General features: G+C 61.4%; 23 protein-coding genes. All 23 read right to left on the bottom strand.

Annotated features, from left to right (window positions below; translation table 11 throughout):
- Positions 1-26 precede the first annotated feature (26 nt).
- Positions 27-1046, bottom strand: coding sequence for a quinone-dependent dihydroorotate dehydrogenase (locus tag AB4N64_RS16275; protein WP_460126773.1), 1020 nt, complete (start codon positions 1044-1046; stop codon positions 27-29).
- 81 nt (positions 1047-1127) lie between these two features.
- A complete protein-coding gene (locus AB4N64_RS16280) occupies positions 1128-2453 on the bottom strand; it encodes a hypothetical protein (RefSeq protein WP_460116935.1) in 1326 nt (441 codons plus the stop codon).
- The gene (locus AB4N64_RS16285; RefSeq protein WP_460116936.1) at positions 2453-2809 is read right to left on the bottom strand and encodes a hypothetical protein; all 357 of its coding nucleotides are present in this window, start codon (positions 2807-2809) and stop codon (positions 2453-2455) included. The genes AB4N64_RS16280 and AB4N64_RS16285 overlap by 1 nt, the downstream gene beginning before the upstream one ends.
- Positions 2810-2867: 58 nt before the next feature.
- Positions 2868-3551, bottom strand: a complete 684-nt coding sequence (locus tag AB4N64_RS16290; RefSeq protein WP_460116937.1) for an oxygen-regulated invasion protein OrgB — start codon at positions 3549-3551, stop codon at positions 2868-2870.
- Entirely contained in the window at positions 3523-4089 is a 567-nt protein-coding gene (locus tag AB4N64_RS16295) for a secretion system protein (RefSeq protein WP_460116938.1), read from the bottom strand. Before AB4N64_RS16295 ends, AB4N64_RS16290 begins: the two co-directional genes overlap by 29 nt.
- The gene (locus AB4N64_RS16300) at positions 4076-4789 is read right to left on the bottom strand and encodes an EscJ/YscJ/HrcJ family type III secretion inner membrane ring protein (protein WP_460116939.1); all 714 of its coding nucleotides are present in this window, start codon (positions 4787-4789) and stop codon (positions 4076-4078) included. The genes AB4N64_RS16295 and AB4N64_RS16300 overlap by 14 nt, the downstream gene beginning before the upstream one ends.
- Entirely contained in the window at positions 4786-5094 is a 309-nt protein-coding gene (gene sctI / locus AB4N64_RS16305; protein ID WP_460116940.1) for a type III secretion system inner rod subunit SctI, read from the bottom strand. The genes AB4N64_RS16300 and sctI overlap by 4 nt, the downstream gene beginning before the upstream one ends.
- Positions 5095-5150: 56 nt before the next feature.
- Entirely contained in the window at positions 5151-5411 is a 261-nt protein-coding gene (gene sctF, locus AB4N64_RS16310; protein WP_460116941.1) for a type III secretion system needle filament subunit SctF, read from the bottom strand.
- A gap of 15 nt (positions 5412-5426) precedes the next feature.
- Positions 5427-6587 carry a PrgH/EprH family type III secretion apparatus protein gene (locus tag AB4N64_RS16315; RefSeq protein ID WP_460116942.1) on the bottom strand — a complete coding sequence of 387 codons (1161 nt, stop codon included), beginning with the start codon at positions 6585-6587 and terminating at the stop codon, positions 5427-5429.
- A 67-nt stretch (positions 6588-6654) separates the two neighbouring features.
- Entirely contained in the window at positions 6655-7992 is a 1338-nt protein-coding gene (locus AB4N64_RS16320) for a winged helix-turn-helix domain-containing protein (protein ID WP_460116943.1), read from the bottom strand.
- Between the two features lie 184 nt (positions 7993-8176).
- Positions 8177-9265: an IpaD/SipD/SspD family type III secretion system needle tip protein gene (locus AB4N64_RS16325; RefSeq protein WP_460116944.1), complete on the bottom strand. Its 1089-nt coding sequence runs from the start codon at positions 9263-9265 to the stop codon at positions 8177-8179.
- Positions 9266-9277: 12 nt separating this feature from the next.
- Entirely contained in the window at positions 9278-10324 is a 1047-nt protein-coding gene (locus AB4N64_RS16330) for a cell invasion protein (protein ID WP_460116945.1), read from the bottom strand.
- A gap of 24 nt (positions 10325-10348) precedes the next feature.
- Complete coding sequence (sctE, locus tag AB4N64_RS16335; RefSeq protein WP_460116946.1) at positions 10349-12100, bottom strand: type III secretion system translocon subunit SctE; 1752 nt, start codon at positions 12098-12100, stop codon at positions 10349-10351.
- 2 nt (positions 12101-12102) lie between these two features.
- Positions 12103-12573: a type III secretion system translocator chaperone SicA gene (sicA, locus tag AB4N64_RS16340; protein WP_460116947.1), complete on the bottom strand. Its 471-nt coding sequence runs from the start codon at positions 12571-12573 to the stop codon at positions 12103-12105.
- A 138-nt stretch (positions 12574-12711) separates the two neighbouring features.
- A complete protein-coding gene (locus AB4N64_RS16345; protein WP_460116948.1) occupies positions 12712-13746 on the bottom strand; it encodes an EscU/YscU/HrcU family type III secretion system export apparatus switch protein in 1035 nt (344 codons plus the stop codon).
- Positions 13721-14527 carry a type III secretion system export apparatus subunit SctT gene (sctT, locus tag AB4N64_RS16350; RefSeq protein ID WP_460126775.1) on the bottom strand — a complete coding sequence of 269 codons (807 nt, stop codon included), beginning with the start codon at positions 14525-14527 and terminating at the stop codon, positions 13721-13723. Before sctT ends, AB4N64_RS16345 begins: the two co-directional genes overlap by 26 nt.
- Positions 14528-14531: 4 nt before the next feature.
- Positions 14532-14786: an EscS/YscS/HrcS family type III secretion system export apparatus protein gene (locus AB4N64_RS16355; RefSeq protein ID WP_460116949.1), complete on the bottom strand. Its 255-nt coding sequence runs from the start codon at positions 14784-14786 to the stop codon at positions 14532-14534.
- Positions 14787-14794: 8 nt separating this feature from the next.
- Positions 14795-15454, bottom strand: coding sequence for an EscR/YscR/HrcR family type III secretion system export apparatus protein (locus AB4N64_RS16360; protein WP_460116950.1), 660 nt, complete (start codon positions 15452-15454; stop codon positions 14795-14797).
- Positions 15451-16344 (bottom strand): FliM/FliN family flagellar motor switch protein, encoded by an 894-nt coding sequence (locus AB4N64_RS16365; RefSeq protein WP_460116951.1) that lies wholly within the window; start codon positions 16342-16344, stop codon positions 15451-15453. Before AB4N64_RS16365 ends, AB4N64_RS16360 begins: the two co-directional genes overlap by 4 nt.
- The gene (locus AB4N64_RS16370; RefSeq protein WP_460116952.1) at positions 16341-17102 is read right to left on the bottom strand and encodes a SpaN/EivJ family type III secretion system needle length determinant; all 762 of its coding nucleotides are present in this window, start codon (positions 17100-17102) and stop codon (positions 16341-16343) included. The genes AB4N64_RS16365 and AB4N64_RS16370 overlap by 4 nt, the downstream gene beginning before the upstream one ends.
- Positions 17099-17554, bottom strand: coding sequence for a type III secretion protein (locus AB4N64_RS16375; RefSeq protein ID WP_460116953.1), 456 nt, complete (start codon positions 17552-17554; stop codon positions 17099-17101). The genes AB4N64_RS16370 and AB4N64_RS16375 overlap by 4 nt, the downstream gene beginning before the upstream one ends.
- Positions 17538-18839, bottom strand: a complete 1302-nt coding sequence (sctN, locus tag AB4N64_RS16380; RefSeq protein WP_460116954.1) for a type III secretion system ATPase SctN — start codon at positions 18837-18839, stop codon at positions 17538-17540. The genes AB4N64_RS16375 and sctN overlap by 17 nt, the downstream gene beginning before the upstream one ends.
- Before the next feature lie 7 nt (positions 18840-18846).
- A complete protein-coding gene (locus AB4N64_RS16385; protein WP_460126777.1) occupies positions 18847-20889 on the bottom strand; it encodes an EscV/YscV/HrcV family type III secretion system export apparatus protein in 2043 nt (680 codons plus the stop codon).
- Positions 20890-20891: the final 2 nt, after the last annotated feature.

Below are 20891 nucleotides of genomic sequence, written 5' to 3' on the forward strand. Positions count from 1 at the left end.
AGGCTCGCTACTACAGGGGTAACTGGTCAGCGCAACGCAGCAATCGCATCCACCGACTCGCGGATCAACGCCGGGCCCTTGTAGATGAAGCCGGAGTAGATCTGCACCAGGCTCGCGCCGGCGGCGATTTTCTCGGCGGCGTGCTTGCCTTCGGTGATGCCGCCCACGGCGATGATCGGCAAACGCCCCGCCAGTTCGGCGGCCAGCACTTTGACGGTGTGGGTGCTCTTGTCCCGCACCGGCGCGCCGGACAAGCCGCCCGCCTCGTCACCGTGTTCCATACCTTCGACGCCAACACGACTCAAGGTGGTGTTGGTGGCGATCACCGCGTCCATCCCGGTTTCGATCAGGGCTTGCGCCACCTGAACGGTTTCTTCGTCCGACATGTCCGGTGCGATCTTGATCGCCAGCGGCACGTGCTTGCCGTGACGCAGCGCCAGTTCCGCCCGGCGCTCGGCCAGGTCGGCCAGCAGTTGTTTGAGCGAATCGCCAAATTGCAGGCTGCGCAGGCCCGGTGTGTTGGGCGAGCTGACGTTGACCGTGACGTAGCTGGCGTGGGCGTAGACCTTGTCCAGGCAAATCAGGTAATCGTCGACGGCGCGCTCCACCGGGGTGTCAAAATTCTTGCCGATGTTGATGCCCAGCACGCCCTTGTATTTTGCCGCCTGCACGCGCGCCAGCAGGTGATCGACACCCTGGTTGTTGAAGCCCATGCGATTGATGATCGCCTCGGCTTCGGGCAGGCGGAAAATTCGCGGCTTTGGGTTACCGGGTTGCGCACGCGGGGTGATGGTGCCAATTTCGACGAAACCGAAGCCCAACTGGGAGAACCCATCGATGGCCGCGCCATTCTTGTCCAGACCGGCGGCCAGGCCGACCGGGTTGGGGAACTCCAGGCCCATGACGTTCACCGGCACGTTTGCAGGCTTTTTGCACAGCAAGCCATTGAGGCCCAAACGCCCGCCCGCGCCGATCAGGTCGAGGGACAGATCGTGGGAGGTTTCCGGAGACAGTTTGAACAACAGTTGACGGGCCAGGCTGTACATGGGCGGCTTGAACTCAGGGCGGCGAAAAGTGCCGGCGATTATAGCCGGCACGGCGCAGACAGGCGACTGCTTTGCTCGGACTCAAGCCGTCGGGGTTTCGCTCAGCGTGTAGGAACGGTCGGTGCGCATCAGGGCGCCGAAAACCAAAGGAAGGTAGATAGCGGCCGACATGAATCCGATGAACAGGTTCAACAGGCCCTGCGGATCTTCGACCTCTGACGTCTGCAAAATGGAAAACATCGCCGGCAGTATCAGTGTGAACGCATGCGCAACCGCCATCCGCTGCCCGCCAATGTTGAACGCCGTATTGGCGCACTGATGCCGGTCAGGTACCTGAGCGCTTGCGAGCACCTTGAGCGTTCTGCCTCGCTCCTGTTCATAACCGGCAACCGGTGGTTCCGGCATCGACGCGCCCGTCAGCCAGTCACAGCTTCTGCACAGCATGTAGACGACGTCATCCAGGACCAGGCCAAAGCTGTCCAGGCTGGTGCGAATCAGATTGGGCATCAATCCACTGCCATTAACCGTCGGGATCAGTTGTCCCACCTGCGCCAGAATGTATTGGGACACACCATAGATGACCGCCGTCGCCCCGGTGTTCATCCCGCTGGGGGCGGCCGCATTGTCCTTGAGTGGAAACAGCGTGTTGAGCAGGTCCCTGAGCACCGAGTACAACGTCGCCCCCACCATCGCCGGCAGCGTCTCGCTAGCCTTGCCTGTCAGGCGCGACGCGATAAGCGCCCCCACCGTCAAGCTTGCCGTCAGCACACGCCAGAGGTTCGAAGAAACGCTTCCCGTGCCGTTCAGTCCGTTTCGAACCGCCCCGACCAGGATCAGTGCCGGGCCAATCATTGCCAGCGCTGACACCCACCAGGCCTTGACCGCGTCGGGTGTGTTACCCATTTTCATGGCATCGTCGACGTAATCACGCACGACGTAATTGAGCATTTTCGTCAGCCCGACGATCAATCCGGTCCGCCCGGCGACGTGGGCCAGATTGAGTGCCGGCCCCTTGGCCGCTGCCAGCAAATCCTTGGCGGCTTCGAACAGGGCATTCATGCGCCCGACCGGGGTCTGCTCGGTGGTCAGCCGCTGCGCCTGAACGAACACCGACTCGAGATCGGAGCCTCCAGAGCGCTGGCCATTCCTGACGAAGTCTTCGATGTCTTGTGCGACCTGGGCGTCGATGTGACCTAAGTCAATCGCCTCGAACTCCCTTGCAGCGGCGGCGCCCACCTGCCTCAGACTCGCCGCAAATCGCTTCGATTGAAGATCCGGCGGAAGTTGCGATGCAAGTTCAGAGGGATGGAGCGCCAGCGCCCCCAGCAGAGGCGGGGAAGTGCCTCGCAACTCTGTGGCGTGCGCTGCTGACGGGGGGGGCAAAGTGCCTAGTACGTTGGTTTCCATTAATTGCTCTCCCTGGCATCGTCGTCCATCGGCTGAAACACATCACGCATGTAGTTCAGCACGGCCAGTTTCATGTTGAAGGCCCGTCCATTGGCACCTTTGATTTCCTTGTAGAGTTGCGACTGCTCCAACCCATCCTCTTTCAGGCGAACCAGCAACTGCTGCGTGACCGTCAACAACGCCTGGGCGTTGGGGTACAGCCGTGTGGTGCCGTCTTCGCCACGCAGCGACTGGAGAAAAACGTAATGGGACTTTTCGCCCCGTCCCTCCATCGCTGACAGACGCCGATACAGTTCTTCGAAACCGGCCGGCGACTTGTCTAGGGGCGCCCCTGCAGGCTTGCCTAGTGCAGTCATGAGCCGCGACTCGAGGGACTCGACCGCGGTCACCGACCTGGGCGTGTGATAGGTGGGCTCAATCTTCATGGCGCACCTGCGCGCAGAACCCGGAACAGAGGTCCTGCAACAGATCGATGGAAGCTGCATCCAGGCGTCGCACCGAGTCGGGCAGGTGGGTCAGCCGCGCCATCAGCAGGGGTTCCAGGCGCTGGCAAACGGCGTCAAGATCAAATTCAAGTAACTGGTCAGCCAGGCGAAACACGTAGCGCTCCTCGGGCCGATAATCGAAAACCAGCGCGCCGGACCACAGCGCCTGCAATCGCTCGCGCAAGGCAGGGCCTTGAGACTTGCAGCGTTCAGGCAACAACACCTGCAAGGGCACCCGGGTATCGGACTGCTCGGCCAGCCAGCGCTCGAGCATCTCGTCCAGCCACTCGCCGCGGACCAGTACATCGCGCAGCAACTCGCGTGCACCGCGCGCCAGGTCCTCGCGCAGTTGCAAGCCGAGCGCCCGCGACCCGAGCAAGCCGTTTGCCAGGTCCTGCGCGGCGCGAACGATGCCATTGGCATAGCCTTCGCTGAACGCGTGGGCGCGAATATCTTCAGCCTCGCCACGAGCCTGCTCGACACACGCTCGCGCACGCCGCTGCGCCTCGATTTGCAAGGCCCGTCGCTGACGCGCCGCGACGAGATCTTCACGGGCGACCCGCGCGTCGCTCGATGCCGGCATATCACTCAGGGTTCGGATAGAGTCGAGCATGCTGCACCGCCAGGAAAAAAAGCGTTGTATCGGCAGCTGCGTCCGGCCACTGCGCATGCTGATCGACAACCGAGGGAGAAAACTGCAAGGGCAGCCGCTGGATCAACGGCGGCGGGATGAACCCGGACAACCCCACCAGCGCGTTGAAACCCGCCGCTTCCACCTGATTCAGCACCGCGCAAGAGCACTCGAGCGGCAGGCGAACGCGAGGACCAGGCCGACAACCGGCAAAGTGGCGCACTGGCGCTGGCAACTGTTGCAAAACCTTGTCCCGGACCAGTTGCGGAAACAGACGCCAGGCCCCTATCAGACGAGCGATGTAGGGCAATTGCCGCCACGTCCGAATCCACAACTGCGCCACGGCAGTGAGTGGCATCGAAGTCGATGCCTCGGTTGAGTCCATTCCTTCAAGGAGGATCTGGTTGAGTGCGTGTCGCGCCTCTGCATGATTGAACCCGGCCGGCAATTGCAGCCGCTGCGGGTGCAGATAATCCAGCGGTTCGTCGAGAATTCGCCGCAAGCGCTCAACGCACGACATTGCGCCATCCTCTTTTGGACAGTCGGTACACGAGCCCAACGCCGCCGGCCAACAGCACACTCAAGGGCATCCAGATCCAGCGCGCATCCTGCCGCGCCGCAACCACCGAAGGTGCGACGTGTTGCGTGGGCGAACGTGCCGACAGCACCACCGAGATGTTCTCGTAGTCGACGCCAGCAAAACTGTTCTTCAGAAAGCGCTTGATGTCGCTGATCAGCAACTGCGGCTCGACGTCTCGTTCATGCACGGCCAAGGCCGCCAGGTGAATGGGTGCGACCTTGCGTCCGCCCTCCCCGGCATCCAGGTCGTAACTGATGTGCACCCGTGCCGAGACCACGCCGTCAAGAACGGCGATCGATTGTTCCAGGCGCTGCTCCAATGCCGAATACAGCCTGGCTTTTTCTGCTCTGGGGGACGCCACCAGCGCATCGCCGGGAAACATATCGGCCACTTGCAGCCGAGGCCGGGAGGGCAACGAATAGAGGTTGAGCAAATCGACGGCGGCGGAAAAATCCACCTGATCGATCTTCACCGCATAACCGGCTTTACCGGCGTCGACTTTGTTCGCCGCGATGTTGTTGCGTTGCAACAGCGCCAACACTTCATTGGCTTGCTGCTGGTCCAGCCCTTCCAGCAGACTCGGCTGGCGACATCCCGTCAGTGCCAGGCAGACCACCAACAACCACACACGGGCCTTCATGATGCGCGCAACAATGTTTCAGCGGTGCCCACCGCCTTGCGGACCAACGTATTGAGCAAATTGATGTCGACGTTGTATTGCCCCGTCCGCTCCTGCAATTGCGACAGCGCTTCGGGGCTGGTGATATCGGGACGTTGTGACAGGTGCTCGATTGCCGCCACCTCCCGCGCGCTGTCCACCGCTGCACCTGCGAACGCTTCGATCAGACGATACTCGAGGGGAACCACCGAACCTTCCTGCGGGCTGCGCAATTGCGTGAGGGCCGCAGGCTCGAACAGCGGTGGAGAAATGCTCTGAACAGTCATGCCGTGCACTCGTGAAAATGGCCATCGCCAGGGGACGATGACCCGTGGAAAAACAATCAGCGGGCCGCCTGGATGATCGCCATGTCGATGTCCTTGAAGCCCTTGACCGTGGTGGTCTGGGCATTGCGGAACACCGTGTAGGACGAGAAGGCTGCCTGGTAGGCCGCCAGCTTCCCGGGATCGGACGCATCGTTCCCGAGATCAGCCAATGCCTTGTCCAGCTCTGTTTTGAGCTTGCTCGCGCCGACTTCGAACGCTGCCGCTTGTTGACCGAGAAAATCATCGACAAAACTCACCGCACTCCCTACGCCAGACATAGGTCACCTCCAGATTCAATTGGGAAAAAACCAGGACGACGTCGTCGTCTTGATGTAGCCCTGTGGGCCACTTTGAAATGACTTGCCCTTGAGCAAGTCATCCTTGAGCTCGACAGCGAAATGCACGTAGCGATCACCCCACTGTCGATGAAACGCATCGACGTACTGCCGAGCGGCCGCCAGCTCGGCGTCCTGCAAATCCCCGCCGATGGCGAAGGTCACGCTGTCGGCATTCCCGACCCGCCTGAAGGCCAGTGCCAGACGGAGCAAGCCCTGTTCGGCCAAGTCGGCAAGCAGCTTGTCATCCTGTACCTGCACCACCACTTCCCGGGCATAGGGAGCCGCCTTGAGCAACACGTCGAGCAGTTGCGCCTGGCGTTCGGGGGTGAGCAGACTGCGCTGCGCACTGAGCAGCAGCCGGGGTTTCGCCGGGTCCCTGAGGTCAAGCGCGTGCCAGGCCAATTGTGGATCGTGGTCGACCAGCAGGCGCTCCAGGCGACGGCGCTCCTGTTCAACCACCAGTACCTGACTGGTCAACGCCGTGTTGCGCATCAACACTTGCCGGCTCCAACCGGCATCGCGCTCGGAGGCGACAAACACGTACACCTTTTGGTCTCGCCCCAGCACGACCTCGATGTCGGCGCCCATAATCAGGCTGCGCACCTGGGTTTGTGGCGCCGGGCCAGACATCGACCAGAAGCCCGACGACGCCATCAGCAGTGCAGCCCCCAGCCCCGCCGCCACCCATTTCGCCAACCGGGCTGGCGGCCAGTGACGATCAGGCGCATTCGTCGAAAGCCCCGGCTGCCCGCCCACCTTCTGCGGTGCCCAAACCTGTCCTGCCTCGAGCACGACCATCTGCAAACCCCCGATCTGGGTGGCTTGCTGAAAGGGGCAATGCCGGGTTTGCGCGCAGTCGCCGAGAATGTGCAGGGTCACGCCGTTCGGGTCGTGCTCATCAGGCACCACTTCAAAGTTGCAGCCGTCCTGCTCCAGGGGAACAAATATCGCGTCCTGGGGAACACTCACGGCCTGGGCTTGCGTGCCTAACAGATCAAGCGGCGCGACGATGAACAAGGTGCGCGGCGCCGCCAGGGGAAACTCGCAGCCCTGGAGCGGACCGTTCAGGATCCGCAGGACACAGGGCTGTTGAGGGGAGGCTGAGGTCTGTGTCACCGATCAGGTTCCGGGCAGTGAAAGTACCCCCATGCTAGAGGCCCTGCACGTGCGGTTCCTGACCCAATTATGCGGTGACGGCCCCAGCCTCATCAGAATTGAACAGAGGGCTGGGGCGACTCGGCAAAACCGCCGGATGCCCCGCCGAGACGACGCCGATGATTTGCCCGGGCTCACCGGCCTGGGCGATGCGCGCTCGCAGCAACTTTGCCCGTATGCAATGGGGATCATGGTGCAGGCACCTGTCGAGGCTCTGGATTGCCTGCCCATTACGATGCCAAAACCAGAGATGCCACCCATGCAGGAAATGCACATCGGCCTGGTCGGCGGCCAGCAGGCAACGTCGGAACAGCACTTGCGCAGCTTCCTCGCAACCACGCAGGCTGGTCAGCAAGGCAAGCCGTGCGATGGCTGACGTGCTGCCAGGGTCCAGCGTCAGTGCTCTGGCGACCGCCGACTGCGCCAGGTCAATGGCGTCGTCCTGATCGCACAATCCAAGCATCGCCTGCCCCAGCCAGACATCGACCAGGCCACACCAGGCGGGAGCGTAGCGCTCATCCAACTGCAGGCCATGACGGAACTGCACCAGTGCTTCGCGCAGGCTTTGCGGGGTGTGTTGCTGAACGTTGCATAACCCATTGAGGTAAGCCACCACGGCCGGGTAGGACGAGCACGTATTGGCACAAGGGCGCAGGCCCGGCAAACGCTGGGCAACCAGACGGGTCAATTCGCCGAGCGCCTCTTCCAGGCTCTCCCCCGGCAGCGCCTGTGCGTGCAACAGCGCATGATCGCTGCCGCGTATCAACTCGGTCGACCACTGTTGTCCACCCTCGCGCTGCACATGCCGCCCTGTCAGGTAAAAATCCGCCATCAGCTCCTCGACCATACCCCGCGTGTCGACAGGTGGGTCATAGGCGACCATCAAGCTTGATGGAACGACGTGAAGTGCCTCGCCGAATGCCGTGGTCAACTGGCGGATCATTGCGTCCTGCCAATCGAGCGCCAGCGATTGACTCACACCGCGAAACGGCAGGACAGCCAAGGACGAGACCTTGGCCGCTGTCTGTTCGTTAACCCTTAGTGCCACCACCGGGCAAGTGAACCGATAACCCTTGCCGTATACCGTTGCAATGTAATCCTTGTTGTCCCTGAGCAGCTTGCGCAAGGCGTAAATGCAGCGGGTCAACGATTCCTCGCCGGCATCGATCGCCGGCCATGCACAGTCGAGCAGATGATCCTTGGTGATCACCTTGCCCGCCGATGCCAGCAGCAAGCGCAACACACTCAGTTCTTTGGGGGGTACATGGACTCCGTGTCCATCTCGCATCAGCGTTCCGTCGCTTTGCAGTAGCCAGCGGTCAAACACAAATGACCGGCCCGGCTTTTCATCAGTTGCACTGTCCATATTGGAAAACTTCTCTACAGGAAGGTACTGAAACGCAATCGAGCCCGCCGTAGAGCGGGCTCAAGATGACAAGCTGCGTGACTATAGGAAGTTGAGTGCGATGATTCCGCAGGGCGATATCACATCTGCGCGAAAGGAAAGTCGACTGTTGCCGTAGGACAAAACCGTAAAAATACCGTGCCTGTCAGATGTTGAGCATCGCCCTGAGCATCTCCGCATACTGACTCAGGTGCGAAGACAGGATCTTGTTGAAGTTATCGTGGTAGGCATTGGCGTTGGAGTATTTCTGGGTGAAGGATTGCAGCATGTTCTTCAGTCGCTCCTCCTGGGCGTTGAAGCCGGTTTGCCAGGACTGGAACCGGGCGGAATCCCAGGTGACACGGGCCCCCGTCGGCAGTTGGCTGATCATGGTGTTCAAGGGGCTGAGGTCCATGACCACGCTGTAGGTGCCGTTGGTGTTTTTCCTGAGGCTTTCGGCCGGCAGGCCCAGCGCCGCCAGCCACTTTTGTGCCTCTGCCCTGTTCGCGCCGTTGCTCATCCCCGGAGCCGGGAACAATACGGCGGCGGGATTGGGTGGCGAATATTTGCGCACCAGTGTGCGCAACGCTGCTGCAAGCTGCCCCACGTCCAGCTTGACCTCCTTGCCGTCCTTCACACCTTCGATCCAGTCCTTCAGCTTGGCGGTGATCGCCTGGTTGAAGTCGCCGAAGAACCGGGTGAAGCCATCGATGATGTGTTGATAGACGGCGAGGTAGCTGTTCTTGATCAGCTCAATCAGTTCGCGCAGTTTGCCGAAGAAATCACCAGGCGGGGCATCACGCCGATCCAAGGCGTCGGCAATGTTCCCAGGCAGTGCAGCCTTGTCGTCCAGTTCGGCCCACACATGCTGTTGAGCGGCAATGAGACGGTCCTGCTCTGCCTCGGGCAGGGTGTGCTGCACATGCGCCATCAGCGTACCCGTCCGGTCCACTTGCTGCGCCCAGATTTGGCCGCGAATGCGTTGACCCTCGAGCTGCTCACTAAACGCGGTGATGTCGGCTTGCGCAGTAGCGCCTGTCAACAACAGACTCGTCAGCTTTTCAGCGGGTGGCTGGACCCTCAGCAGGTTGCCAAGTTGGCGATTGACCCCTTTGCTCGCTTGTTCCAACAGTTGGGCCAGAGGTGGGTCAACCTTCGCTGCTGCGGGTAATTCGGACGGCTGGGGGATGTCGGCGACTTGGTGGGAATCTACGGTCTGGCGATTCTGGGGCGCTATGAAGTCGACAATGTTCATGCAGTTCTCCGATCAGGCCAATTTGCTGATCACGTCTATCCGTGACTGAAACAACTGCATGGCTATTTCCATGAGTTTTTGCAACAACGCGGCATCCGCCGAGTCCTTTTGCGCGACTTCATCGCCCAGGCCTTTTTGCACGCTCTGTGCACTTTGTTGCAGGACCTCCCTCTCCCGCGCGGCGTGCTCGCCCACACGCACCATGCTCGTCACGACCTGGCTGAGGCTCATCGACATCGCGTTGAGCGCACGGCCGATTTCCAGGCGCTTTTCAATGCCTTTTCCGCTCGCCTGGCTCAGCCAGTCGGACGTTCGCCCGACGTTCTGCGCCTTGATGATTTCACGGTTGAACCAGGCTTGCTCCTGAGCGCTCAACGTCGAGCCCTGGGGTTTGAAATCGACGGTTTTCAGGCGGGCAAAATCATCGAAAGTGGTCACCTTGTAAGGGGTGTCCGGGTTCCAGTCATCGCGGGCGCGCGCCTGCTGCAAGTCACGCTCCAGGGTGCCGGCATCCAGCGAATTGCGCTTGTGCAGATCAATGTCTGCCTGCTTGAGTCCCTGCCCCTGAAAGTTCTTGAGCAGTGCAAAACCGGCGATGGCCCCCGAAACCACTGCGGCCGTGATGGCGCTGTACATCGCGGCCTTGCCCGACTCGACAATCGCCGCGCCCTGGGACTTGGCGGCGTCAGAGGCCATCACGCTGAAATGCCCTCTAAGCTGGGCGTTGGCCACCCGTGCGACATTCAACGCGATGATCGCGGCGACCAACACGTTGGCGTGCTTCTCCCAGGCGCCGGGGTCGAAGATCAGATCGTTGCGCACTTCATCGCCTGCCGCCAGCGTGGCGGCGAGCCAATCACGCTGATCGGACTCGTTGGGTTGATAGCCGTTGATGGCGCGCGCCAGTTCCTCTGGCGAAGTGTCCGACAACGCTTGCAAAACCTGTCCCTGCCCGACCAGCCGCTGGAGGTCCGAGTCATTGGGCGAAAGCAATGCTCTGTCCGCTATCGCCAGGCCTTGTGACAGGGGAAGAGGCGCAATGCTGGTATTGATGATCATGGAAAACTCCTTCTATCCGTGAATTCAGACGTTGCGGGCCACGCTCAGACTGACCGCATGGCTGCGTTGCTGGTCGGCAAGGACTTGCTCGATCTGTCGGCTGCGGTCCTGCATCGCCTTGCCATAATCCTCGACCACCTGCGTCAGATAGCTCGTAATTTGCTCGTTGATGGCCGTGCGCACCCGCACATCCGCCAGGTGCCGGGCGGCCTGGGCCTGATGCGCACCGCTCTGGACACCCAGCGCCCCCTGCGCACCGACGCCCGCAAACTCGGTGACAGCCTGGGCGATTTCGACCCTGGCCGCGTAACGGGCCAACGTCACCGGGTCCGCACCGTTACTGACGAAATGGCGCAGTTGGCTGAGCATCTGGGTCAGGGTATTGCCGAGCGAGGACGCCAGTTGCCTGGTGGCCTGCACCGCCGCCGGTGCGGCTTGCGCCACCACCGCGCCGATTTTCGACGCGATGGCGCCAAGCATCGGGCCAATCACCTTGATTCCGACCATGGCCGTGAGAACGATTGCGGCGAGTGTGGCGGCGATGCCTGCGATCATGCCGGCGATCTGGCCGATGTCCTTCGCCGTTTTTTCATCGACACCCAAGGCCATCAACGTCTTTGTGTACAGCTCGGTAAACAGCTTCACGGCTTCCTGCATCACCGCCGTCAGCGGCTTCATCACTTCGCCCATGAACGACGTTCCGGTGGCTTGCTTGACCACCTCTTCGGCAATCATGATGGCGGCACCGATCACGCCTACGGCAATCAGCACCGGGTTGACCGTCAGGACGCCCGCGACAATGCTGGCGATGGACACCAGGGCGCCGACGATCTTGCCGACACAGCCCATGGTCTTCTGCAATGCTTCGGCTTTACGGACTTCTTCCAGGTATTTTTCCGACTCAACCTTCATTTTTTCCTGCAACCGGGCCTGCAGTTCCAGCAACAACGCCTGGTTGAGTTCTTCCTTGTTCTGCGCGGCGTCCCCCAGCAGTTCGATGATCTTCAACCGGTTGAGCAAGGCCAGGGCATTGGCATTGAGCGCTTTTTCATCGGCTTGGCTGATCGACGGGCCAATCACGCCCGCCTGCTCCACCTGACGAGCCACGACCAGCAGGGACCGGGCGGCGGCATTGGCGGTCTCGATCAGTTTCAGTTGGGCATCCATAGTTTTCTCGAACACCCGGGTCGCCTTGGCCAATTCGGTTTCGAGACGGTCGCGAACAGCCACTTCGTTCACCTGTTCAGGAGAGCCGGGCGCCAGCCCTGCCAGGCGGGTTTCGCTTTCAGTCAATTGGCGCTGCAGGTATTGAACGCGCTCATGCAAAGGTTCCAACTGTTGTCGACCGAGGTCCACGGCGCCTTCCGCCGCTTCCATCGCAGCCACCGCCGACGTGTATTTGGCCGCCAGTTTTTCGTGGCCCTGTTGCCTCGCGCTCGCCAGGCTTTGCAACATCGTCAACCGGTTTTTCAGCTTGTTGACATCGACCTCGCCGAGCAGCTCGCTGATCATCGCCATGAGCAACGTGAACAGATCACCCTGCGATGCCTTGCCATTGTCGCGGGCCAGGGGCGGGTGCAATTGCGGCCGGCCGATGACCTCGACGGGCGTTCGCGCACCCGCGTCGTATTGAACCGACATCAGGTCCCCCAGCGCTTCCTGGCCTGCCTTGTGGTAATTCACGGCGTCCAGCTTCGTAGGCTTGTCGTCCAAGCGTTCGGAACGGCCAGGAACTGGCGTAAAAACCGGAATGAATGTGCTGCTGATTTCGCTCATGTTCAGTTCTCTTCGATGGGGGCCAGCGTGTCGAGGTACACCTGGGCCTGTTGGCGCAAGTCCTCTTGCGTGGCCTGTTCAAGCACGTACTGGAAACACGACCTGGCCTTGCCAATCTTGCCCAGGGCGAGCTGGCACTGACCGGTGTAGAACATCGGTCGATAGTCGTTGCGGCCCTGGGCGAAGGCGATGGCGTACAGGTCGATCGCTTTCTGGTGGTTGTGCTTGAGCTGATGCACCGCCGCCAAACCCATCCAGTAATGGCTGTTGTAAAAGTCGTAGATGCACAGGAAGTGGAAAAACTTCTCGGCATCGTCCAGCCGCCCCTGTTCATAGAACTTGAAGGCGAAGCCATACAGGCCGTCCATGTGTTCGTCGCGAAGTCCCTGCACCTCCTTCAATGTCGCCCCACCCAGGACGGCATCGACGACGTCCATGGCGACCTGTTCGTGTTGTTGCTTGTCGCGACTCATCGGCCACACTCCTGAAAAATTGCCAGCGCTACTGGCCACTGCATTGAGCCAAAGCATCACGAGGCAGCGCTGCCAAATAGCGCTCATGCAAGCCTCGCGAGCCATCGAGCCTCGACCGGCAGCGCCTACGGGAATGCGTCAGGCCTGCTCGACTTGTTCCAGCCAGATCAACAGGCGCAGCACTTCCTCGACCTCCTGCACCTGGAGAAAGCTGTAGCGCTGGTGGGTCTTGTAGATGCGCCGGGCCAGGGCGGGGTCGTTGATGACCGGGACGCCGACTTTGTTGGCATACGCCCGGACGGCCAGGGCGCGTTGGTTGGTTTCCATCAGGGAGATGAAAGGCAGTACGGTGATTTCCGGCCGGAAATACACGCCGATGGCGATGTGAGTGGGGTTGGCGATGATCATCCGTGAGCTGCGCACATCGGATTTGACCTGCTCGGACAACAACTCCAGGTGCAGGTCGCGGCGGCGCCCCTTGATCTGCGGGTCGCCGTCCAGCTCCTTGTGTTCACGCTTGACGGCGTCCTTGTCCATCTTCTGATCGCGCATGAACAGCCAGTATTCACTCAGCGCATCGAGCACCACGATCAACAGCACGCAGAGCAGAAACGCCAACACCAGCACCAGCAGCAAGTGGCCCCAGATCGAAAACAGATCCCGGGTGCGGGCAAACAGCTGGGCAAACAGCAATTTGCGCTGGGTGATCCAGACAATCCACAGGGCCAGGGCAAAACTGCCCAGGTACAACAGCGCTTTGACCGTGTCCTTGAGCGTGCGCAGGCTGAACAGTTTTTTCAGGCCATTGATCGGGTTCAATGCGCCGAAGTTCAGCTTCAGGGCTTCGCTGGCCATGGCGAAGCCGCTTTGCAGCAATGCCGGAACGGCGCTGGTCAGGACACACACCACCAGCATCGGCACCAGCACCTTGAGCCCCACCACGACCAGTGTCGCCGAATACTGCTGCAGGTCGGCGTTAAAACCCGAGGCGATGATGCGTCGATAGCCTTCCATCAGGTCCAGCAGCGAACTGTTGAACACCATGTAGGCGATGCCGCAAAGCGTCAGGCAGGTGACCACCAGATCCCGCGCCTTGAACGTCTGCCCTTTGCGCGAAGCATCACGCAGGCGCTTGGCGGTGGGTTTCTCAGTCTTCGAAGCGCTGGAGGACATTGCCCGCCTCCCCGTCGACAGTCAGGTGCCGTTCGAGCATTGGCAAACTGGGTGCCATGCGCAGGACTTCATCGGGCAAGTGCACGCCGAAATACGCCATCAGCACCGCCAGTGCCACCAGGCTCTTGATGGTCAGCGACACTAAAAACGCGTTCATCTGCGGTGCATACCGCGAAAGGAGACCCAGCAGCGCTTCACTGATCAACAAGGTGGCCACCACCGGCGCGCTGATGACCAACATTTTGTCCATCAGCGCATCGAGCAGGCCGAACAGCGCCTGCACGTTCACGGCGCAGGAGGTGACCGGTGCACACAGGCGATAGCTATGGCCGACGGTCTCGAGCATCAACAGCAGACCACCGCCTTCGAGATACACCACGGCGGCAAACAGTTGCAGAAAGTTCGCCAGCTCCGAGGTATCCACGCCGTTGGCGGGGTCGACGGTACTGCTGAGCAAAGCCCCGCGCTGGTTATCAATCAGGTTGCCCATGGCGTGCAGGACCCAGAAAGGCCAGCACAACAGGCACCCGAGCAACACACCAATCCCGGCTTCGCGCAGCAGCAAGCCGAGAAACGCCAGGCTGTCGAGACGCGGCAGCGGCTCGCCTATATATCCCCAGAACCCGGCCGCCACCAGCAGGATCACCGCCTGCCGGGGTGCTCCGGTCAGCACGCCACTGTTGAGGAACGGCAGCATGAAGAACATCGGCGCCAGCCGCGCGAATCCCACGAGCGCGCCAGCAAACCAGGCGTACAGATCGAAGAACAGCGTCACCGACATCCCGCTAAGCCAACGCCAGGCGGATGACTTCACGGCTGAAATCGAGCAGGGTTTCACCATACCATCCCGACAGCAGAAACAGGCACGCCGCCACCGCCAGCAGCTTGAAACCGAAAGGCAGCGTCTGCTCCTGCAACTGAGTCACCGTCTGGACCAGGCCAACCACCAGGCCGACCACCGTGGCGACGATGATCGGCCAGGCCACCATCAGCAAAATCAGGTACAGGGTTTTATTGCCGGCATACACCAGATCGTTCACAGGCGCCCCTAGGCCAGCAGGGTCAGGTATTGCCTGACCAAGCCGGTCGACAGCAGCGCCCAGCCATCGAGCGCAACGAACAACACCAGTTTGATCGGCACCGAAATGATCACCGGGCTCATCATCATCATGCCCAGCGCGAGCAGGATGCTGGAAATCACCAGGTCAACGATCACAAAAGGCAGGTACAGGTAAAAACCGATCTTGAACGCGCTTTTGATTTCACTCAGCGCGTAGGCCGGCAACAAGGCGAACAGCGAGGGCGCAAGCGCCTCATCGTCGGCCACGCTGCTCTCGTCATCGCTCTGCACCGCTTGCGCGCGCTCGAAGAACAGTGCCAGTTCAGGGTCCGTGTACTTGCGCAGGTAATCCTTGTAGCCACCGAGGCCGTTCTCGGCAAAATCGACCACCGACTCGATGTCGGTGAAGGCGACCGCCTCTTCCTTGTAATAGCGATAGCCCTGTTTCATGACCGGCGTCATGACGAAAATCGCCAGCATCAAGGCGATCGCATTGAGGGTCATATTCGACGGCACCTGCTGCAAACCCAAGGCGTTGCGCACGATGACAAACACGATGGAAAACTTGATGTAGCAGGTGCCCGCCGCCACCAGGAAAGGCAGCAGCGAAGCGAATGCCAGCAGTGCAATCAGCGAGACATCGTTCATCGCGACTGCTCTGCCGCGTACACCTGGAGCACCTCGATCCCCAACCCGTCGTCCAGTTGCACCAGCTCGCCACGGGCAACGGATTTGCCATTGGCGCGTATCTCGATGTGACGGGCAGCATCGCTCGGCAACGCGATGAGTTGTCCATCCAATATCCGCGCCAGCGTGCCCAGATCAGTCGCCTGGGAGGCGAGCAGGAATTCAAGGCGCACTGGCAGAGTCGTCAGTTCGTCCGGCGCGGCGATGGGCTGGTCGGCGACCGTTGCTTGCATGTGTAGCCCCTCTTCAGTGAACGTGAAAACGCCAATGCAACGACTGTCCAGCAGACAGCGGTCGGTTCGATACTCAATACGCAGGACATCGCCCTGCCCCAGCCTCGCCAAACTGCCATGAGTGAGGTAACTGATACCCAGCAGCCACTGCAGATGCAGTGGCAAATCCTGCAACCCGCGCGTCGATGACGGCTGTCCACTGACCGGTCGCCGCGTCGGCAGCTGCGTCACCCACACTCGTCCGCGCGGCGTGTCGAGCCATGGCAAGTCGTCGCCCGGCAGGGCCTGCCCAGTGACCAGTTCAATCTCGGTCAGTGCCTGGTAACGCAATGCCTGCACCTGCGGCAGCAACGGTTGCGGCACGGACTGGAAAAGGTGCGCGATGCTCGTGGCCGAACCTTCCCCGGGCATCCAGGCGTGCAGTTGCGGCAACGTGTGCTGGAGCCACTCGTGGGGGCTGACCAGGCCACGCCAGTCGCCAGCGCAAAACCTCAGGTAAGTCGTTTGTCGCGTCAGCCGGCCCAGCCCCGCACGCTGACCGGCCTGGCGCCAGTCCTGCACCGCTTTTACGCGGGCGTGCGTCACGGCCTCTACCCGGCGCAACTGCAACGAACTCATTCAGGTGACTCTTGCGGTTCGTCTTCACGTGCTTGCCGGGCATCCTGACGCGGTTGCTCACCCCGCTGATCCACCAACCGCCAACCGGGATCGCGCAGGTGTTCGAACGGTTCCTTGAGGTGGTCGAACACCTGGCCGTTGCTCGGAGTGAGCAGCAGCGTGCGCGCCGGCTCCTCGGATTCTCGAGTGACCGTCACCTGCCCGCTGACCACACCTTTGTTGAAGGGCACCTGCAACAGACCTGGGTAAGGTGCCAACGGCGTTTCACTCTTCATCTCGAGGACGGGTTTTGGGGTTGGTGTCGGAGTGGTCGGGAGCAAGAGCGGCTGGCCCGAATGTACGGGGCGTGTGCCGTATAGGTTGATGGAGACTTCGGCCTCGTCGACAGAGGGAATCACCGGGACATCAACCGCTTGCTCGATGGGCAGAGGGCCAGGCGCGTCGGCCAAGGTATCGACGATGTTTGGCGTCACACTCAGGGAGGGGGTCGTTGGCTGCACGGGCGCCTTCACGGGTAAGTCGAGTCGTCGCTGCGCTGCACGCTCAGGGCGCTTTTCCCCCGCAAGGGCCCGCGTTTGGACAGCACCACCATTGGATAGGGGCTGCACCACCAGCATTGCCAGCAAATCCAGCACGCCTTGCGGCAGTTCATCCAGTTGAGCCGGTACGCGCAAAACCGACGGCCCATGGGCGATCACTTCGTGATCGGGTAACCCACTCGGTGCCGCCGCCGGTGTAACCGAGGAAACGTCGTTCATCGCCCTGCTCCCATCATTTCTTCGCTGTCTCGTTCTTCTCGGCGCAATCGCTCCAGCCATTGCGTACGTGCCATTTGCTGCACAGACCGCGCGCACGTCTCGTACTGACGCCGCGCATCACCCAACTGCTGCTGTTGCTGGTGCAGCAACTGCTCCAGTTGCCTGCACTGCCCGGCGACGTGATCGCGCTCCAGGCGCAGCAGATCAATCTGTCGTCGGATCACTGCCTGGGTACGTAACAACGCCAACAGCTGCCTGCAATCCAGGGTGCAATCGCTGGCGCGATGGCTGGCCAGCAGATTGCGCAACGAGGCCTCCTGGCCGTCGAATGCCGAGAGTTCACGCAGCAGTGGCTGCAACTGCTGGTGAGTCTGGTGCAGCGCCCGTTGCGCACGTTGCTGGCGCATTTGGCGCAGGGACAACAGGCGCTGTCGGTCAGGCAAAGAGTTCATCGAGGCTCCGCAGGGTTTCGTCCGGGGGACAATGTTCGGCCGTCGGTTGACGCAGCCAACAGGTCAGGGCCTCGCGGCGTTGCAATGCCTGGTCGTTGGCGGCATCGACACCCGCGGTGTACTCGCCCATGTCGAGAAATACCTGCAATTGCTCCAGGCGAGCCAGGTCGGCGCGCACCGACGCGGCCAATTGCTGCGTCTGCGCGCCGGTCACTTGGGTGGCCACTCGGCTGACGCTGCGCAAGACATCGATCGCCGGGTAATGCCCTTTGGCGGCGAGCGCGCGGCTGAGCTCGAGATGGCCGTCGAGAATCGAGCGGATCTCTTCGGCAATCGGGTCCGGTTCGTCGTCACTTTCCAACAGCACCGTGTACCAGGCCGTGATGCTGCCGCTGGCAGTGACGCCCGGCCGTTCCAGTAATCGCGGCAAGGCGTCGAACACCGACGCGGGATAACCCCGACGGGCCGGCGCCTCGCCAGCCGCCAGGGCCAGGTCGCGACGCGCCCTGGCGTAGCGGGTCAGCGAGTCCATCAACAACAGCACATGCCGGCCTTGATCGCGGAAATACTCGGCGATGGTCGTGGCCAGCAACGCGCTATTGCAGCGATCCACCGAGGAGTAATCCGAAGTCGCGAACACCACCACGCACTGTGCTCGTCGGGGCGACTGGCGCAGGCTCTCGATGAATTCGGTCACTTCACGCCCACGCTCACCGACCAGGCCGATGACAAAAACGTCGGCATCGCTGTGACTGATCAGCATGTTGATCAAGGTGGTCTTGCCCGACCCCGCCGAGGCGAACAGACCGATGCGCTGCCCGACCCCGCAGGTCAGCAGGCCATCGATGACCCGGATACCGGTGCTCAGCGCCTGTGTCACCGGCCGCCGCTGGTAATACGCCGGAGGATTGGCATCCACCGGATACGCCTGAGGTGCCTCGGTGCTCGGCGGTGCCAGTCGCTCAACAATCTGCCCCTGGGGATCGACCACACTGCCCAGCAGCGCCTCGCTGCAGTTGAGGCGCAAAGTCGCGCCCGTGGGCACGATCATGGACGCCCTGGACAACCCCCTGCCGTCGCCCAGCAGGCTGAGCACCACCGCGTCGGGTTGGAAACCGATCACCTGCGCCCGCGCCGCCACCTGCGGCGAGCGCCAGTGACCGCGTACTTCGCAGATTTCACCCACCACGACATTGTCCAGTGCCGCTTCGAGCAAGGGGCCCCGCAAACGCAGCGGGTGCGCCGCGCGCCGTTCCAATTGCAGGGGGGTCAGGAGGTCGTTCATCGGGCGTTCAAATCGTCTTGAGGACATTGACTGAAACGGTCTCGGACACTTCGCCGTACGACATCACGTCCAGTTCACGGAAGCGCCCTTCAATGAGCTTCTTGAGGTAGCGCCGCACATCGACCGAACACAGCAGCACCATGTCCTTGTGCGCAATGTGCAGGTTGTCCAGGCCGACACCCAGGCGGTCCATCAGATCCTCGGCCTCGGCCGGTTCCAGGTTGATGAAACTGCCACCCGACGTCTGCCGGATGCCCCGTCGCACCACGTCTTCGAACTCCGGCGACAACAGCAAAACCCGCAGGTCATTGCCCTGGGCGAATTTGTTGCTGATGTAGCGCGCCATCGTCCCGCGAATGTGTTCGACCAGGGCCAGCACGTCCTTTTCCCGCGAGGCCCAATAGGCCAGCGACTCAAGGATCAGCTTGAGGTTGCGAACGGAAATACGCTCACCGACCAGCCGTTGCAGCACTTCAGCGACCTTCTGCACCGTGACGTGGCGATACACCTCCTTGAGCAGGTCGGGGTACCGGCTTTCCGCTTCATCGAGCAATTGCTTGGTTTCCTGGACGCCAAAAAACTCCTGGATATGCCGTGCCAGCAAAGTCACCAGGCAGCGATAACATTCTTCATCGGCCGCCCGCAGTTGATAGCCCAGTTGCAGGACCTGCTCCCTGTCGACAGCATTGACCCACACGCCGCCCTGGCGATTGCTGTCCTTGCCGCGCACCAGGGAGAACCCCAGCGGTTCCAGATCCGGCGAGTAGTCGAGCAGGCGCCAGTGATCGAAATGGATATCGAACTGCTCGGCACGCACTTCGTTGATCAGCACCGCCACCTGATGCGCCGGCAGGCCGTCGTTGCCACGCAGCAGCGGTTCGGGAATGCGCAGGCCGTAGTCGACGAAAAACTGGCTGCGAAAACGCGCAGCCCAACGGGCCTTGATCAAACCGCCCAGTTGGGCGGTGGGCACCAACAGCATCAGGGCAATGGTTTGGGTCGCGATGTGGTCGATGTCATCGAGCAACCCCGGGCCTGGGTTCAGCGCATCCGGCTCGCTGGCCGGGGCGTGCGGGCCCGCCTGCCCGGTGCCCCGCCGTTGGCGCCAATACACCACCGAGGCCAACAACGCGGCGATGGGCACAAAGGTCAACAACGGAAAACCCGGCAGCAGGCCTACCCCCAATGCCAGCAGCGCCGTCACCCCCAGCACGAACGGGTTGCCCAGGGTCTGCGTGAGCATGTTGCGCCCCAGGTTGCTGTCGTCGCCGTTGACGCGGGTGACGATGAACCCGGCACCAATGGCGATCAGCAGCGCGGGAATCTGCGCGACCAGGCCATCGCCGATGGTCAACAGGGTGTAGGTCGACAGGGCGGTGGACATGTCCAAGCCCAATTGCCCGACCCCGATGGCCATGCCGCCGATGAAGTTGACGAAGATGATGACGATGCCGGCAATCGCATCGCCCTTGATGAATTTCATTGCACCGTCAAAGGAGCCGTACAACTGGCTTTCACGCTCCAGCACGCTGCGTTTTTCCCGGGCTTCCTCGGCGCTGAGTGCACCTGCCTTGAGATCGCCGTCGATGCTCATCTGCTTGCCCGGCATCCCGTCCAGGGAGAACCGAGCCGCCACTTCGGCGACCCGCTCCGAACCTTTGGTGATCACGATGAACTGGACAATGGTGACGATGGAAAAGATCACGAAGCCCACCACCAGGCTCTCGCCAATCACGAATTCGCCGAATGAGGCAATGATCTCACCGGCATCGGCCTGGCTGAGGATCAGGCGGCTCGTGCTGATCGACAGCGCCAGGCGAAACAGCGTGGTCAGTAGCAATAACGCAGGAAAAGTCGAGTAAGCGAGGATGCGCTCGATGTAGAACGAGCCCATGAACACCAACAGCGAAATGACGATGTTCAGGCCGATCAGAAAATCCACCAGCACCGTCGGCAAGGGAATGATCAGCATCGCAATGATCATCACCATGAGGCTCAGGATCAGCAGTTCCGGTCGTGCGCCGATGTTGCTTAAAAACACATTGAGCAGGC

It is taken from the genome of Pseudomonas sp. S2_C03 (assembly GCF_054668405.1).